The sequence below is a fragment of the Candidatus Bathyarchaeia archaeon genome, assembly GCA_038882715.1.
Classification (GTDB): Archaea; Thermoproteota; Bathyarchaeia; order Bathyarchaeales; family DTEX01; genus DTEX01.
The window spans coordinates 32,851-49,664 of record JAVZNR010000002.1 but is presented as its reverse complement, the minus strand read 5'-3'; the positions used below and the strand labels follow the sequence as shown (position 1 = coordinate 49,664).

17 protein-coding genes are annotated in these 16,814 nt (G+C 46.0%); 7 read left to right on the top strand and 10 right to left on the bottom strand.

Annotated elements, in window-relative coordinates; genetic code table 11:
- Positions 1-214: 214 nt before the first annotated feature.
- From QXR61_01815 to QXR61_01800, 4 genes are all read right to left on the bottom strand, one after another.
- Entirely contained in the window at positions 215-1,117 is a 903-nt protein-coding gene (locus QXR61_01815) for a hypothetical protein (protein ID MEM3756688.1), read from the bottom strand.
- Positions 1,118-1,321: 204 nt separating this feature from the next.
- Positions 1,322-2,446, bottom strand: a complete 1,125-nt coding sequence (locus QXR61_01810; GenBank protein MEM3756687.1) for a hypothetical protein — start codon at positions 2,444-2,446, stop codon at positions 1,322-1,324.
- A gap of 179 nt (positions 2,447-2,625) precedes the next feature.
- A complete protein-coding gene (locus tag QXR61_01805) occupies positions 2,626-5,319 on the bottom strand; it encodes an SdrD B-like domain-containing protein (protein MEM3756686.1) in 2,694 nt (897 codons plus the stop codon).
- Positions 5,320-5,382: 63 nt separating this feature from the next.
- Positions 5,383-5,628 carry a ribbon-helix-helix domain-containing protein gene (locus tag QXR61_01800; GenBank protein MEM3756685.1) on the bottom strand — a complete coding sequence of 82 codons (246 nt, stop codon included), beginning with the start codon at positions 5,626-5,628 and terminating at the stop codon, positions 5,383-5,385.
- A gap of 234 nt (positions 5,629-5,862) precedes the next feature.
- Between QXR61_01800 and QXR61_01795 the strand changes: the two genes are divergently transcribed.
- Together QXR61_01795 and QXR61_01790 are read left to right on the top strand one after the other, a co-directional pair.
- The gene (locus QXR61_01795) at positions 5,863-6,492 is read left to right on the top strand and encodes an arylamine N-acetyltransferase (protein ID MEM3756684.1); all 630 of its coding nucleotides are present in this window, start codon (positions 5,863-5,865) and stop codon (positions 6,490-6,492) included.
- A gap of 64 nt (positions 6,493-6,556) precedes the next feature.
- Entirely contained in the window at positions 6,557-6,847 is a 291-nt protein-coding gene (locus QXR61_01790) for a hypothetical protein (GenBank protein ID MEM3756683.1), read from the top strand.
- Positions 6,848-7,343: 496 nt separating this feature from the next.
- Here QXR61_01790 and QXR61_01785 read toward each other — a convergent pair whose 3' ends face one another.
- The 3 genes from QXR61_01785 to QXR61_01775 all read right to left on the bottom strand — a co-directional run bounded on the left by QXR61_01785 (position 7,344) and on the right by QXR61_01775 (position 9,432).
- Positions 7,344-7,613 carry a hypothetical protein gene (locus QXR61_01785; GenBank protein ID MEM3756682.1) on the bottom strand — a complete coding sequence of 90 codons (270 nt, stop codon included), beginning with the start codon at positions 7,611-7,613 and terminating at the stop codon, positions 7,344-7,346.
- A 94-nt stretch (positions 7,614-7,707) separates the two neighbouring features.
- A complete protein-coding gene (locus QXR61_01780) occupies positions 7,708-8,739 on the bottom strand; it encodes an isocitrate/isopropylmalate dehydrogenase family protein (protein MEM3756681.1) in 1,032 nt (343 codons plus the stop codon).
- Positions 8,740-8,916: 177 nt separating this feature from the next.
- Positions 8,917-9,432 carry an RDD family protein gene (locus QXR61_01775; GenBank protein ID MEM3756680.1) on the bottom strand — a complete coding sequence of 172 codons (516 nt, stop codon included), beginning with the start codon at positions 9,430-9,432 and terminating at the stop codon, positions 8,917-8,919.
- Positions 9,433-9,512: 80 nt separating this feature from the next.
- Between QXR61_01775 and QXR61_01770 the strand changes: the two genes are divergently transcribed.
- Positions 9,513-10,610 carry a tyrosine--tRNA ligase gene (locus tag QXR61_01770; GenBank protein MEM3756679.1) on the top strand — a complete coding sequence of 366 codons (1,098 nt, stop codon included), beginning with the start codon at positions 9,513-9,515 and terminating at the stop codon, positions 10,608-10,610.
- Between the two features lie 13 nt (positions 10,611-10,623).
- Complete coding sequence (locus QXR61_01765) at positions 10,624-11,202, top strand: TMEM165/GDT1 family protein (protein MEM3756678.1); 579 nt, start codon at positions 10,624-10,626, stop codon at positions 11,200-11,202.
- A gap of 28 nt (positions 11,203-11,230) precedes the next feature.
- Here the strand turns inward: QXR61_01765 and QXR61_01760 are convergent, their stop codons facing one another.
- Positions 11,231-11,647 (bottom strand): heavy metal-binding domain-containing protein, encoded by a 417-nt coding sequence (locus tag QXR61_01760; GenBank protein ID MEM3756677.1) that lies wholly within the window; start codon positions 11,645-11,647, stop codon positions 11,231-11,233.
- A 78-nt stretch (positions 11,648-11,725) separates the two neighbouring features.
- Between QXR61_01760 and QXR61_01755 the strand changes: the two genes are divergently transcribed.
- Positions 11,726-13,258, top strand: coding sequence for an alpha-L-arabinofuranosidase C-terminal domain-containing protein (locus QXR61_01755; GenBank protein MEM3756676.1), 1,533 nt, complete (start codon positions 11,726-11,728; stop codon positions 13,256-13,258).
- A gap of 9 nt (positions 13,259-13,267) precedes the next feature.
- Here the strand turns inward: QXR61_01755 and QXR61_01750 are convergent, their stop codons facing one another.
- Both QXR61_01750 and QXR61_01745 read right to left on the bottom strand, forming a co-directional pair.
- On the bottom strand, positions 13,268-14,008 hold the full coding sequence (locus QXR61_01750) for an aldo/keto reductase (GenBank protein ID MEM3756675.1): 741 nt from the start codon (positions 14,006-14,008) through the stop codon (positions 13,268-13,270).
- Positions 14,009-14,062: 54 nt separating this feature from the next.
- Complete coding sequence (locus tag QXR61_01745; protein ID MEM3756674.1) at positions 14,063-15,172, bottom strand: SPOUT family RNA methylase; 1,110 nt, start codon at positions 15,170-15,172, stop codon at positions 14,063-14,065.
- Positions 15,173-15,303: 131 nt separating this feature from the next.
- Between QXR61_01745 and QXR61_01740 the strand changes: the two genes are divergently transcribed.
- Positions 15,304-16,263 carry a DHH family phosphoesterase gene (locus tag QXR61_01740; protein MEM3756673.1) on the top strand — a complete coding sequence of 320 codons (960 nt, stop codon included), beginning with the start codon at positions 15,304-15,306 and terminating at the stop codon, positions 16,261-16,263.
- A 196-nt stretch (positions 16,264-16,459) separates the two neighbouring features.
- Positions 16,460-16,804: a hypothetical protein gene (locus QXR61_01735; GenBank protein MEM3756672.1), complete on the top strand. Its 345-nt coding sequence runs from the start codon at positions 16,460-16,462 to the stop codon at positions 16,802-16,804.
- Positions 16,805-16,814: the final 10 nt, after the last annotated feature.

The window sequence follows — 16,814 nt, the reverse complement described above, 5'->3', positions numbered from 1 at the left end:
GTATAGGGGTTTCGAGGGGAATGGATAAAGGGGGCTAAGAGGGTTAGGGCGGCTAGAGAGATGGATGCCATTAGAGAGGAGATCTTTAGCAAGTGTGGTTCAGCGGACTATGATTCGGCAGAGATGATAAGGTATTGGAGAGAAGCGAGAAGATGATGTTTATGCGGGAATAAATGTATTCATGCTTTTGAGCTTTGGCTGGAGGTTGATTTAGTTATAAATTCTTAGGCTTAACGATGTCGCCTGTTGCCTTTAGAACCCATATGCCCTCTTTCTCGGCTCTCTCAATTAGGTCTGGCATGGCTAGGCTCGTGTAAACGACCTTCAATATTTTCGGCCTTAGCGTGTCTGGGTATAGGGTTCTTAGTTTCTCGAGGTTACTGTTTATTTTGTCTACTATGTTTGCGGGCGCTCTGACGGATGCTTCGCCTATAACGCATATCTCATCTGAGGCGCCGTAAATGTTTATTTCGGCTTCTGGCAATATTAGTGAGCCTACTTCGACCTCGTAGCCCATCTCCCTAAGCCTATACTTAACTATGATTCTAGCCTCCTCCTCAATATCTAATGTTATCTTCTCTAATGTGCGCTCAACCCTGGTAAGCCTAATATCCAGCTGCCTATACATCCTATTGAAGTCCTCCCTCATTTTATTGAAGTCCTCTCTAAGCCCAGCTATCTCAGCCCAAATCTTCGTCTGCTCCTCTCTAAGCGCCTTTATCTCAGCCCATATTCTTGTCTGCTCCTCCCTGAGTCCGGAGATCTCTGTCCATATTTTTGTTTGCTCCTCTCTAAGCCTAGCTATCTCCATCCATATTTTTGTCTGTTCTTCTCTTAGCGCTTTAATCTCAGTCCATATCTTTGCCTGCTCCTCCCTCAGCGCTCTCATCTCTGTCCATATTTTTGTCTGTTCTTCTCTGAGTTTGACTTGTTCTTCGGCTAGCTTAGCCTGCTCTCTTCTAAGCTCTATTTGTTCTTTGGCTAATCTTACTTGTTCTTCGGCTAAGGTGTCAAGTCTCTTGAGTATCTCAGATAGCCCTAGGTAGCCTGCAACAGCGTAGCGGAACTCCAAGTCCTTATCCAGTAGTTCTAGGAACTCTCTCTTTAAAGACTCCATTACTTGGTTCACTCTTTGCTAACATGTTTAGTGTGGGTTTAGGGGTATTTAAGGGTTAACGCCTAGCGGGATGATGCTGAGAAAAGCGTAGTGGCTTTGGAGTAAGATGGAGCAGGATGATGCTTAATATTGGAGTTATGTTGAGAGTATTAGTAGCCTCCTTAGAATCGCTAGAATCGCTCTTATGGAGCCAACTACTGTTAATTATTGTTTTCTTTTTCGAAACTTGGATTTATAGGAGACTATGGTCAAGATGGTTGCGCTTAAGAGGAGTGTGAGTATGGCTAGGGAATTGATGTGTAAAGTCCAACTATGATTGGTGATACTTAGATCTGAATCTATGATGAAGCCGCCTACGGGAGGCGGAAGGGGAGGTGAGGTACAGAGGTACGCCGTTACGCTCCAGTTTTCACCGACGTCTATCTTTTTCTCCCAATAATATGCGACGGCGCTATCCAGGTTGGAATCAGCGATAGTTCTCGCTAAGTGTGAGAAGCTATATGCATAGTCATATAGGCCTGGGTTAGGGTTTGAGCCTCCGCCCCATGCGGCGAACATGAATCCTTTGGGTGGGGTTGCCGGTATTCTGAGCCAAGATGGTTCGCTGATGGAGCCGTAGATCGTGAATGTTGGGTTGTTTGGGTTGTCTGTTGCCTCCCAATAACTGAAGTCTGGTGGGAGCCAGTCAGTCTCGCTGCTGAGCCAATTGGAGCTGGGATTAACGGTTCTAAGCCATGAGCCGTCGTTATCTGCGATCATAATATCCCAGAGGTATCTTATGCCAACAGTATACTTCTGGCTGCCCTCATTCTTTATGGACACCGTTACTCTAACGTATGTGTCGTGAATTGTTGAGCCTAAGATCTCAATCTCCTGCGTAATGAAGAGGTTCTCATCAGTCCTCCATTTGATAACAACTATTCTATTAGTGTGGTGGATTGAGGTTAAATTCTCGTCTAGGCATATCACGGTATAGTTGGGGTCGGGTATAATCTCCTTATATGATGTTGTGACGTACATTCTCTTTGTCTCGTTAACAACTATTGTGTTGTATGATGACCAAGCGCTGCCGACTGAGCCTCCGTAAAAGACGTTTTTGTCGGGAGCTGGATGGTTTGGTCCGGTACAAATAGTGTATGATCCGATACCGAAGCCGGTTTCGTTCTCAACATACACTGTTAATATGCCGTTACTTATTTCAATTGTTGAGCCTGAGCCGTTATCTGGTTTGGCGTAGACTGCTACTGAATTGAATAAGAGGGCTATTAGCAGAAGAGAGAGGGGAAGCACGGTTAAAAGCGCAGTGTTAGAAAAGTTGAATCTCCCCATAAAATATTCTCCTTTTATGTCGTTTAATAATGATGTATATTGTTAAGCAAATATAAGAGTTTCCATTTCTCCGGGGCTTCTAGAGGCTCTTATCGGGCGGAGGTATATAAATAAAAAAAGAGGGGGATTGGGTTTAAAGGGCTTTATTAGCCCTCACCCTCTTATGGGTATGTTATCGGTTAGCAGGGATTTTGGCAGACAAATTTCAGCCTATTGTTGTTTAAGGCGTCGAGTATATTCTTCCAGTACTCCTGCTCGGCTCCGTTCGATAGCGCTGTATTAGCATTAATAATTATTTCTTCAATTGTTATGAAGCCGCTTGGCACATATGTTGACGGCCCAACGTAGACTATTGTTGAGTTGCTTAGGTATCTGTGGCGGACATTTAGCGCTGTGGCGATTAGCTGGGCTGATAGCATCCACCTCATATCTCTTGCTGTAGCCCTAAGCAGATAGGTTCTAATCTGGCTTCTCGCAGTCAGAAGGCCATTATTGCCGTTATTGGTGGTGAATGGCGGATACCATCCACTTGGCTTATATAGGTTCAGGCTGTTAAGATAGATTACGTCTTCTTTCGTGATTAGCTTGTTGCCTGCATTAGCCCAGTAGCCCAATGTCCTACCGCCATAGCCAGGCTTTAAGCAAACGTTTCCAAAGTTATTGTCCTTGCTTATTTCTCCCGACTTGAGCTCAACTGTTATGCTGGTTGGCGTCGTGTTCGCCCAGTTATCGGGCAGAACCTCTACAATAGTATAGTTTCCAGCATCTAATTCATCAAAGCAGTAGCTTCCATCAGAGCCGGTTGTTATCTCATTAATCTTTGAGCCGCCGAGCCATAGCTCTATTTTTATCCCTGCAACACCTAGCTCGCCATAATCCCATACGCCATTCGCGTTAGCGTCATAGAATTTGTATCCACATATCTTGGCGATCAAGTCTACTGAGGCGCTGGCATTGGCTGAAACAAATAGGCCTAAGGCGTCTTTGCCCTCTGCGGTGACATTGTTCACTAGCGGATCTGAGTCTCCAGCCTCAACAGTATATGTCTTAGTGAATGTCTTGCTTTCGCTTTCGCCGACACCTAGGAATCCGTTAGTGGGCAGTGTGCCAAGCAATGTGTCTGTAACGTTCACGTTGTACAGTGGGCAGTCGCCGATATTAATCACATTAATAGTGTATTCGATTACGTACCCGGCGTAAGCCCTAGTAACATTGGCAACCTTCGTAACCATAATCTTTGGGTGGAGAATGTCAACCTTCCAAGAAGCGGAGTCTGAAACTTTTCCGCCCAAAGCATCCGTTCCGGTGGCGTTAGCCGTGTTCTCTGTTGGATCTTCTGTCGGCTGAATGGGGACTATTTCCTCATGCTTCTCGCCCGGCTTAAGCGTTCCACTCCAGCTTATGCCGAGCAGTTCATCCTCAAGCGTGACGGTAAGGTTGCAGTCGCCGGTGTTAACAACAGTAACATTATATTCAACCCAGTCGCCCTCATGAATCATAGTCACATTTGCCGTCTTAATAACATCTATGCTCGGATGTAGAACGTCAATAGACCAAGAAGCAGTCTTAGTCACCTCAAAGTTGAGGTCATCTTTATACTTTACTGTAACAGTATTTGTTATGTCACCGCTGGGGGATGGAACATTATAGGTGAAAGTCTTTGTTTCAGATGCGCCGGGAGCCAAACTCTCAGGGAAGCTCGCTGAAATATTGCCGAGAAGCGAGTCAACTACCGAAACCTTGTACATGATAGTATCGGTGGACGGATTCGTAATCGTAATAGTGTAGGTGATAGTGTCACCCTCATGGGCATATTGTGGGCCGCTCTTGGAAACGGTTATATTCGGATGTAGTATGTCAACTGTCCAGGTTGCTTGGTTATTGTTTTCATCTGGATCGTTAACTTCACTGGTTACTTCTGCCGTGTTCACTAGTGGATCTGGATCTGTTTCTAAAACTTTGTATGTGGCTGTGAAGATCCAGGTTTCGACAACATCAAGCATTCCGTTACCATTGGTGTCGCCGTTTACATATGTGGCTTTTCCAGCCTTATCATCGGTGACTGCCACATTAGCTGCGCTGTCCGGGCCAGAATTGTTTACACTAAATGTGAAAGTTATTTCATCGCCAACATGAGCATAATATGGACCGCTCTTCACTATACTCAAATCTGCCTTAAGCTCCGCTAGTGGAGTCGATATGGTGAAAGAACAGTACACGTCGCCTCCATCATATTTTCCATTTTCGTTGTCGTCGACTACTATGTAATATGTGCCTGCTTTAGTTGGAGCTTTCCAAATTAGGAAGGGTCCGTGAGTTCCTTGATTATCTATTGTAAAAGTCTCATATCCACCGGAAGTATCATTTAAATCCTTTCCCGTTATTGGTTCATTTGACACAATATAAATTCTAAAACTATTTTTTCCAGACCCACTGCCAGAATATACAACGGCATAAACATCTTCTGTTGTTAAAAAGTTCTCTTTTTCTGGAGGATAACTTGAACCTGAGGGTTTAACCCAATTGATGTTTACAGCATCTGTAAATGTTGTTTCCGCCGTGTTTATTCCGTCTGTTGCTGTTACCTTATATTCGCCCTCTATCCCATCTAACTGGTATTCTGCTATGAATTTCCCTTCATCATCAGACGCAATATATAATGTGTCTATGGTATTATCCGGTCTCAAAATAGTTATCGTGATATTTGAGATCGATGCGAAGTTTGCTCCATGAATTATCACAGTTTCTCCAGGCGTGTAATCGCTCTTATCAGTCCATATGACCGCTTCCACAGCCATAGAATAAATTGGGAAAGACGCTAACACCAATACCATCAGGATTGCCAGCATCAGTAAGCCAATCTTACCCTTCATATTCGCACCCTTTTCCTCCTTTCATATTTTTCCGATCGGTTTGAGGCCTCCATTCAGCTTTCCTTATAGCTCTTTTAGTCTCTCTTTTTCCCGCTTGATCTTCTCTAGGCAGGCTTCCCGGACGAAGGCTGAGCGGCTAGGCCAGTAGCCGAGATCTTTAATGAGATTGTCTATCTCTTCAAGGATCTTAAGCGGTAGGGAGACCGCGCCAAACCTAACACGAGCCTTCCTAGCACCAGCCTTAAACGCACCCTCACCTTCTTCCCTATCCCTTAAGCCTGCCGCATCCATTGATATCTGCTCTAACATTTCTATTGAAACCCCAGACCGAGAACGTGAGAATCGGCCGGAGGCCTCAAATCAATCAAGATTATAAATCTATATTAGTAACATATATACCTTCCTATATAATTGCATTTAATTAAGCATGCTGGAAGTAAGAAAAACGGACAGAAAGGAAAAAAAGAAAAACGGACAACCGCGAAACCCACAGTCAAACCCATAAACCTTATTAAACACCAATCAATAAACCGATATTTGAGCGTGAAAGCAATAAACCAACTAAAAATTCTCCTAGCAGCAGCCCTATGCGCATCGCTCTCGCTTCTAATCTTCTTCGCAACCCCGATAATAAAAGTCACAAAGATAACCACGTATAAAACATGGCTCCCAGACGGCACAATAGAAACAGCCACAAAAGAAGACAACGCGTGGATCACGCCATACCAGCTCCTCTCAGGCGTAGAAGTCTTCCTAGACATAACAGACCTAAAAAGCCTAAAAGAAGCGCTAGAAAGCGTGCGTTTCAAGGAAGAGTATCGCCCGCCAAAAGCCAAGATTGAGTGCGGAGAGAAGAGCGCAATCCTAATGAAATACCTGGAGGAGAAAGGCTTCAAAGTCAGCATGGGACGCGGAACAATCTCAAGAGACAACGAGGAAGAAGCGGTCAGCCACGCATGGGTCCTAGTCCACCTAGAAGACAACACATACGTCGTAGAAGTCAACACAGAATCAGGATACGCCGACATAGTCGGGACAGTTAAGGAAGCAGCAGAATCCCAAACCCTAAAATACAGCGAAAAGGAGCGATGGGACATGAAAAAAGTCAAAGAAAAATACAGTGAACTCCTAAAAGACCCCATCAACAAATACCTAGAAACCGAGAAGAAATAGCGCAACCCAGCCGTCTAGATCAACTTAAATACTGGTCTACCAGTATAGTTCTCTAGTGGCATCCATGAGAAAAATCAGCCTATACATAGACGAGGAATTATGGGCTAAATTCAAGGATACAGTTCTAAGGAAGCATGGAACATTAAGGAAGCTAAGCAATGAGGTTGAAAACCTATTGAGAGAAACCCTAGTCGACGAAGAGGTTAGGCAAGCCCTTAAAAGAATCAACGCCAACATTAAAACCCTAAAGTCTCCAGAAGAGATAAAGCGGGAAAGACCTACGCTGAGAGGACCAGCCGCCGAGCTCCTCATCAGAGAGATGAGGGGAAACCCCATTGCTAAAGGTTTATCTTGACAGCAGCGCAATAGTTAAAAGATACATCTCAGAACCCGGAAGCCCCGCCGAGACAAAATATTCGATAAATGCTGGGAAGGAGAATTGCTTATAGCAACATCCATCTGGAACATCGGCGAGGTGCTAGGAGTTCTCGATATTAGAAGAAGGAGAAAATGGCTTGATGAAAACGAATTCAATAGAACTCTTACGGGGTTCTTAAGCGAAATACGGGGCTACTCCGCCTGAAAAGCATAGAAATAATCCCTGTTTTAACATCTATATTTGTAGAGGGCTGGCCCTTAATCTTAGAGGAGCATATCTACGAAGCCGACGCCCTCCAAATCCAAACGTGCATATGCTCTGAAAGTAAATTGCTTCTAAGTGCCGATGAGGAGCTCATAAACACCGCCCTGAAAAAGGGAAAAAGAGCCGTAAACATTAAAGACGAGAGTGAGGTCGAAACTTCATTAAAAGTAGCCATGAAAAACGGCAATTAAGGATGGATACACCACTTTTATCTCTTGACGAGAAGGATTATGAATAGCCCCATGATCATTATGGAGAGCCAAAACGCTAAATCCGCCGTTAATGGCGCTAAATCAACCCTCCAAACATCAACCGGACCATGAATAGTATTCAACGTGTGAGTGCACCAAACCAGCGGAAAACCATAGTCCACATGGACATAATCCGGCCAATTAAACTCGAAACCCCATGTTACCGCTAAAACCGTTACTGCAGCCATTAGAACCGCGAAAATCATCGCAAATATATTTCTGCTCATATCTAAACCACTTCAATCCATATAATATAAACTTTGCTAATTAGCATACTGAAAAATCTTTAGGAGAATTGATAAAAATTATTCCTTAAGGTTATTAGCATTCTTCAAGAATCTTCTCAATTATCGCGTTCCCCATATCACTTGTCGTCGCTGTTCCGCCTAAATCATATGTCTTAACTTTCCCCTCGCTTAAAACCTTCTCGACAGCGGTCTCTATGCGCCTAGCCGCCTCATACTCGCCGAGCCAATCAAGCATCATCTTAGCAGCCAGAATAGTTGCGATTGGATTAGCCCTATTTTTACCAGCATGCTTGGGCGCTGAGCCGTGAACAGGCTCAAACATGCCGTAGCTATCGCCTATATTCGCCCCGGCGGCAAGCCCTATGCCGCCAGCTATCTGCGCAGCCTCATCGGAAAGTATGTCGCCGAAAAGATTCGTGGTCACAATAACATCAAACCTCTCAGGCTCCTTAATAAGCCTCATAGCCATAGCATCAATATGCTCCTCATCAACGCGGACTGAGGAGAATTCCATCGCTACGCGGAAGACAGAATCCCTAAATATGCCATCGGTCACGCGCAGAATATTCCTCTTATGAACGCACGTCACATGGCATCTACGCTTCTCGGCAAGCTTAAAAGCGAACCTAGCAACCCTCTCAGAGGCTTCACGCGTTACAATCCTTAAGGCAACGCCTCTTCCGGGCGAAATCTCATACTCTACGCCAGAATAAAGGCCTTCAGTGTTCTCCCTAACGATAACGAGGTCTATGCTGGGCTTAAGGGACCAGACCCCTGGAAGGGACTTACATGGCCTAACATTAGCATACAAATTAAACATTTTCCTAATGGTTACGGCAACGCTCGGCGGAGCACCCGGCTCCTCAGGCGTCGTCATAGGCCCCTTAAGGCAAGCATGGCTCCCCCTAAGAACCTCAACTGTTTTCTGTGGGAGATTAGTTCCGTATTTTTCTATGCAGTTGTATCCGGCCTCGCCGTAAACTATCTCCAACTTTAAGCCGCTGACAGCCTTCTGGACAGCCCTTAAAACCTCAACCGCGGCGCTCACGACCTCCGGACCTATGCCATCACCGGGGAGAACCGCTATCCTATACGTCCCCTGCATCCAAATAATCCTCCATCATGATACCTAAAGTTTTGCTAGCATGCGGAAAATAAATGTTTCTTAAAGCATCTCTATACATCAATGGATTTATCGCATATAGGTAAGTGAACTCATAGGCTTAGGTCTATTTTGAATTGGCTTTCTAGGGCTCGTATATCCTTATAAAGGTCATGGTGCTTAACTAGCTTTAACGACAATGGTGCTCGATATATAGTTAAATAATCTTTGCTGCCTCTGCGGGTATAATATTAAGCCTAAAATGAAGTCTATTGGGGGCAGAAAGGCTTTCCCTAGGCTTTCTATGGCCGCTGTTGCGATATCCATGGGTTTTTCATCAGCCCTAACAACTTTAATCTTCAGAATCATTTTTCCAAGAGATTGCCCGTAAACCCCCTCCATGAAAGTCCAGTATAGAAACGAGACCACGTTGGTGAGACTGAAGCTCGCAAATACACCGAGATCCCATCCAAAACCCTCGATCAGAAGTCTCCAGGGCAAAAGGAATATGGAGACCATTGGAACCACTATAAGCCCAATTATAATAACATCTATAAAGTATGCGGCTATTCTCTCACCCCAGCTGGCCAGCTCCGGCCTAGATTTAGGGGCTGCTGGCGGGACAGCTGCTCCACAGTTGGGGCAGAATAAGGCGTCATCCGGTAGCTTAAAGCCGCAATGCCTACAATATGGCATAGTTTAGCACCAAACTTTAATATTTCAATCCTTTTAATAAGGTTATGCGCTGAAGCATCCGGGGTGCTGTGCACTTGGATGTGGAGGAGCGATTAAACCTGATTACCCGTAACACTGAAGAGACTGTGACCGTTAATGAGCTGCGCTTCCTACTGGAGACTACAAGTAGACCTAAGGCTTACTGGGGTTTTGAATGTTCGGGTCTTATGCATATTGGCATGGGTTTGGTCTGCGGCTCTAAGATTAAAGATATCGCCAGAGCCGGGTTCGACTTCATAATATTCTTGGCGGATTGGCACAGCTGGATAAACAATAAGCTGGGCGGGTTAATGGAGAATATACGCTTATGCGGCGAATATTTTAAGCAATGCTTTGAGGCTCTAGGGGTAACCTCGGCTGGCAATGTGCGCTTTGTCTGGGCTTCGGACATAGCGGGCGATATAGAGTATTGGGAGAAAGTCATAAGAATAGCTAAGGGCTCGTCGCTCCTAAGGGTTAGAAGGGCATTAACAATAATGGGGCGTGAGCTCGATATGGCTGACATAGAGACAGCATGGATATTTTATCCATGTATGCAGGCCGCCGACATATTCCATCTAGAGCTGGATATGGCTTGCGGCGGCATAGATCAGAGAAAAGCGCACATGCTGGCCAGGGATTCTGCTGAGAAGATGGGCTGGAAGAAGCCAGTATGTCTACATACACCGCTGCTTTCAGGGCTACAGCCCCCGGCCGCTGAGGTTTCAGAAGGCAGATTCGATGAGGATGCTAAACTAAGCGAGAAGATAGGCATAAAAATGTCTAAGAGCAAGCCTGAGAGCTGCATATTCGTTCATGATTCCCCAGATGAAATCAGAGCTAAGATAAGGGCAGCATATTGTCCGCCAAGACAGGAGGAGAAAAACCCTATCCTTGAGCACGCAAAATACATAGTTTTCCCCGAGCTAGGCCATATGGAGGTTCCGAGGCCAGCTAAATATGGCGGGCCAGTAACCTTCGAGAAGTATGAGGATTTGAGGGACGCCTATTTACGCGGCGAAATACATCCATTAGACTTAAAGCGCGGTGTTGCTGAAGCCCTAGTTAAAATACTTGAGCCTGTGAGAGAATACTTTAAGCGGAAACCCGATCTGTTGAACGAGATGCGTAGAATAGAGTCCAGCTTAAAGCGGGAATGAAAGGTTAAGTTATATGAGCATGGATTTAGCGCCGCTGCTAACATCCTTCTCCATCATTTTCCTAGCCGAGCTCGGCGATAAAACTCAGATTTGCACAATTATGCTCTCATCCAGATCGTCAGCCCCCTCAGTCTTTTTTGGAGCCATGGCAGCATTCTTCATGGTTGATGGGTTAAGCGCTTTGCTGGGTGGGGAGTTGCTGTGCATGCTGCCAAGGAATATTATTAGGCTTGCAGCGGGTTTAACATTCATAGTTTTCGGCATACTCTCACTTATCCGCAGAGAAGAGAATAGAGGAATATGCAAAGATGTTAGCGCATCGTTTTTTAGAGCTTTTTCGCTGGTTGCATTAATGGAGCTAGGCGATAAGACGCAGATTTTCTCAATATTCCTAGCAGCCCAGTTCGGAAACCCTATACTGGTTCTGGCGGGCATTATGCTGGCGTTCACAGTAATAACTGGCATAGGCGTTTTCTTAGGCCATAAGATCCTAAGGGCTGTGCCGGAGAAGTTTCTGCGAATCGGGGCTGCCGCCACGTTTATCCTTCTGGGGCTAATCCAAGTGGCGGAAGCGCTACTTTCAGTTGATTAAGGCAGTCTTCAATCCAACTGATGGTTTACTATCCCTCCGGCTCAATTATCACCGCGGTTCCGGTGGCAGATATTACAATTATGCCTGCGCCTAAACCAAGGTCAGATGTCTCCAAATCCACTCCGACAACAGCGTTTGCCCCCATAGCTGCGGCCTTCGCCTTCATCCTCTCTAAAGCCTCTGCGCGCGCCTTCTCAATCTCTGTTGTGAAGGCTTTGACTTCACCACCAAACATCGTTTCAATGCCTGCGATAAACCTTCCAAGCATGCCCCTCGTCCTAGGGGATAAGCCGGTAACTACACCAAGCACCCTCTTAATTCTATAGCCCGGTATTGTAGGTGTTGTAGCCACAATAATGTTCTTTATCGTGTCTAGAGATGCGCCGCATTTAGGGCAGAATCTTGCGCCCTCGTCAACCTCCGCCTCACATACTGGGCACCTCATTTAAAACCACCTTTTACGAAAGCTTAATAGTTTAAGGGAACTTTTATGATTTTTGTCGCTAGAAGGTAGGTGTTAGGTTTGAGTAAGACCTCAAGTTTAATCGTAAGGTTATATGATCAGGTCAGCGTCATAAACCCGCATATCTTCGGACATTTCATTGAGCACTTGGGTCGATGCATTTATCCAGGAATATGGGTTGGGGAAGACTCCAGAATACCGAACTATGAGGGGCTGAGGAGAGACGCCCTCCACGCGTTTAAATCCATCAGCGCACCAATCATCAGATGGCCCGGAGGATGCTTCGCAGACGTTTATCATTGGGAGGATGGCATAGGCCCAAGGGAGCAAAGGCCTAGGAGAGTTAACATATGGTGGGGTGGCGAAGAATCAAACGAGTTCGGCACAGATGAATTCATAAAACTATGTAAACTTACTGGCGCAGAACCATACATATGCGCCAACGTCGGCTCCGGAAGTCCCAGCGAAGCTCTGGCTTGGCTTGAGTACTGCAATTACTCCGGTAACACCAAGTATGCGAGTCTTAGATCAAAGAATGGTCATCCGGAGCCGTACAGGGTGAAGTATTGGGGTGTCGGAAACGAGAATTGGGGTTGCGGCGGCTCATTTGACCCAGTGTACTATGCTTGGGAATACCGTAGATTCGCAACATTCCTCAAGCAAGCCGATCCATCAGTTAAGCTGATAGCGTGCGGACACACGTCCAGAGACTGGAATTACAGGTTTATGGAGGCTTTAAGAGACTTTATTCATCTGGTAGACTACCTGTCAATACACTATTACTTCGGTAATCCGCAGCGCTATGGCGGCGACATAAGTTTCAGCGATGAACAATACCTTAACCTGCTTTTCGACATCCAGCACCTTGAATACCAGATTCAGCAAGCAATATCTGTGGTGGACTTCTTCTCTGAGGGCAGAAAGAATATAGGCATAGCTGTCGACGAGTGGGGGGTCTGGCATCCGCAGGCTACTGTTGAAAGCGGCCTATACCAGCAGAATACTTTGAGAGACGCCATACTGGCCGCATCGGTCCTAAACCTTTTCATCGGCTATTCGAGGAGGGTTTGGATGGCTAACATAGCTCAAGCGGTCAACGTTCTGCAAAGCATATGCCTTACGAGGGGCGAAAAAGCGGTCTTTACTCCAACATACCATGTCTTCAACATTTATCAGCCGCACATGGGGAACATAGCCCTAAAAACCGATGTCGATTCGCCTGTAATAAGGGAGCCTGCTGAGAAAGATTATGTTGGCCAGCAGCGCTCTCAGAGAAGACCCCTTAAGCCGCTTAAAGCCCTAGACGCGGCGGCATCAGTAAGCCAAGATAGAAAAAGCCTAGTGATAACTTTGGTTAACCGGAGCCTCGATGAGGATTTTGACGTCAAGATATCTCTGCTCGGTGAGGGTGAGTTTAACGGTGGTAGTTTAGCGGTTCTTAACGCTAGAGATGTAAGAGCATACAACGACTTCGATTTCCCAGAGAACGTGTGGGTTAGAGAGGAAGATCTGCCAACAGCTGAAGGCAGAGAATTCGAGTTTAGGGCTGAGAGACACTCGGTGAGCAGACTAAACCTTAGATTGAGGAGATAGGCTGTGCTCCTAGACCCCGTCAACCTCCTCCTCTACCCTAATTGCTTCCTCAAGCTCCCTAATGCTTCTTACACCTACGGAGACAGCGTGAACATAAGGTACTCTGAAGGCGTATCTGAGAGCCTCTTTCGCTCTGTCTGCAAGTTTTCCTCGCCCTAAAACCTTCATCAAGTACACTCCTTTACCGCTATCGTAAAGCGCCTTTATGGCTTTATGCATGCTTTCTAAATCTCCCCCATGAATATTTATTCCCTCCATGTTAAGAACCGTTAAAACAACATCGATCTCCGGGTATCTTGCGAGCTCCATTGCGAGAACTGAGGAGTGTGTTGAGACGCCTACAGCCCTTATAACCCCGTCTCTCTTCGCTTTAAGAAGAAAGTCCAGCACGTCGCGCCTGCTTTTAAAATCGTCTATTGTGTCAACCGCGTGCAGCATAAATATGTCAAGGTAGCCGGTGTCTATCTCCCTCAAAGCATCCTCAAGATCTCTTCTTGCGCCCTCAACGCTCCTGCTATAGCTTTTACTAGTGATAACAACTTTACTGCGCCCAATCTCCTTCACAGCCTCCCTTATAGACGGGTAGGAGCCGTAGCTTTCTGAAGAATCCCAGAAATTCACGCCCATCTCGAAGCCCTTAACCAATATATCGCGTCCAATAAGCGATCTACCGTAAATGTCCGAGTAATCCGTCCCTATGCACAGCCTAGAAACCAGCAGCCCGCTATTGCCAAGCACTACCTTACGCATCTTGCATCACCCATAGAAAAACGGTATGCCTCTACCCAAGAATAAAGTTTACCTCTACTTCACTTCTTCCTTCTCCTTTGCGTTGCAGCTCAGCTCCTGATGTACCGCGAACGCTAAGGCTGTTAGGGCTGAAGCCGCCGCCAGATCTGTTGCTATCGTGACGCCTGGACATAGATCCACCACTAGGCTTGCGAATCTAAATACTCCGTGGGGTATGCCCTCCCTAGAGCCGACTAGGAAGCTTACCCTGCTACTCTTGATAACTGTTTCAGCCAGCTCCAATGATATGGAGCTTATTGGCTCACCTTCAGGTTCAAAAACTATTATGGGTTCTTTCGCCCTTTCCCTAACAAGCTCGTAGAGGTTCTGGACGTAGACTTCGGTCCTGTGGGGTCTATGCGCATATGTTTTCGACTGTATCTGATATCTAGACTCTATTCCCTCGAAGACGCCCTTGAGAAACGCGTTTAGATCATCAGCCCTAACGGATCCTATTGGCGCAATAACTAATTCGCCAACCTCAAACGTTTGGGCTTCACGACCAATCCTAACGCCCATCTCATGGGAGGCTTCCAAGCCGCCTAAATACGGCATTTGAACAAGCGAAACCTTCTTGAAGTATTCTCTAACCTGAAATTTTCCGGGCCTCATCTTCTTTGGGAAAACGCTTCCATCAACTACGCCTATGTAAGCATGCGGCCCAATAATTTCGACGAACATAACTTTATCTGGGAAGTCTAGGTTGACTGGGCATCCTAAGGCATCCTTTAATACTGAGCCGACCCTGATGTTTACGTCTATACTTGAGAAGCTGTGGCGCCCTCTCCTAACGGTGTTTACTGCAAACGACTTAGCGTCCCTTAAATATTCAATAGCGCTTTTAGCGGCGTCCATAATTGATTCGATTCTAGCTGGCGAATAGCATTTTATTGGCAGAACCCTCTCCGCCTCCGGAACCTTCGCCTCAATCTCTTTGGCTAAATCCTCCGCGGGCAGGTTCGACCAAACTAAAACTAAGCCTGAGAAATTCAGCGGCTCGGCTAAAACTTTGGCTTCAGGGAAAATCTCCCTTAAAATTTGAGCTGTAACCTTCTCATAGTTTCTCAGAGTCTTCACTATCACTGAAGCCCTACTGAAGTCTAATTCATCCGTTTTCAGGCTCATAAGCGGAATCAAGATTACTATGCTAGCAAACAGATATATGTCTAGCGTTATTACTAGCGGAAAAAATCGTCCTAAAGCGCAGCAACGTAACGTTGAAAAGTTAATATCTGTTTAGCGGTAAAAGTTTTCTTATGATTAAATGGATCTTTACGCACGGCGACGGAGACGGCGTATGCGCTGGGGCATTAGCTTTAGCCGCTAACCCAGACGCTAAAGTCTTCTTCACGCATCCATCCGGCCTTCTAGAAGACTTGGAGAATGTTAAGAATGGCGACAGCGCAATAATATGTGACATATCTCTTCCAGAAGATAATTTGGCGGTTATCCTGAAAAGGTTTCTAGAGATCGATGGGTCGGGGGAACTCATATATGTTGACCATCATCCGCTGCCGGAAAACCTCCAGCTAGAGAATATTCCGGGAAAAGTCATTCACAGCGTCAGCTCCTCGGCTTCCGAGCTCACATACACGCTGTTTCAGGAAAAATTGACTTGGCTTATGAGCAGAGTTGCGATCTATGGGGCGGTTTCAGACTACTTGGATAACACTCCAGTAATATCTGCGCTGCTCTGCAGATGGGATAAGAGAACAATATATTTTGAGACCGGCGTTCTGGTGCAGGGGTTAGAGGGTTTTAGAAGGGATCACGAGTTTAAGCGGAAACTCGTTTTTCACCTAGCAAGCTGCCAGCCTCCAAGCCTACATCCGGGTCTACTCGAAGCGGCGCTAGAAAACACTAGGCGGGAGGATGAGATAATACGGTCATTAAGCAGCTATATTAAAGTTTACGGTGACATCGCGTACGCTCTTAACGTACCGTTCTCAGCGGGTAAAACAGCAACATACGTTAGAGCGTTAGCCAACACGCTGGTTGGGGTAGCTGGCGAGGAGCGGAAAGGCTTCATAGACATGAGCTTAAGGACATGCGAGAAAGGCATCGATTTAAACAGCATACTGCGCCGCATATCCCTGAAGTTCGGCGGAAGCGGAGGGGGGCACCCGCAGGCTGCGGGGGCGAGAATACCGAAGGAAAACTTTCCTAAGTTTATAGAGGAGCTAGATATTGCTGTAAAGAGCCGGGCTGGTGAATAGAAGCGGTCTCCGAAAAATATTTATCTTCGGGAGAACTCTGATTATTCCGCCGATGAAGATGGCTACAGTACCCGATTTAATGAGGGCCCCTGGGGTATCTGAGGCATCATTTTAAATAAACCTTTTAAGGCACATGCTCTTCTAAACAAAGAGTAAATTAAACCAGCGTTTGCGGAAAAGAGTTGGAGGCTTAAACTTGGGTCTCGAAGAATATGTTGCCGAAATGGCTAAATCATATGGTTGGGATGTCGAGCTTAGGAGGAGGCATGGAAGCCGCATTCAGGATCTTATCCTTCATAGAGGGGGCTTAATCCTAGTTGTTCAGGTTAAAGATTTATCAAGTCCAGCCGGACCCAGGGCTATCTCGCAGACCAAGAAGGATTTCGATGAATATGTTAAGCATCTGCTTGAAGAAAAGCTGGGTGTAATGGTGGTTCCGATATTAATCTCAAACGATGTGTCGGAGAAAGCTAAGAGGAGAGCCTTGTCTTACGGGATCAGATGCTACAAGCCAAGCGACCTAGAGAAAGTACTTAAATAAGCGATATGTC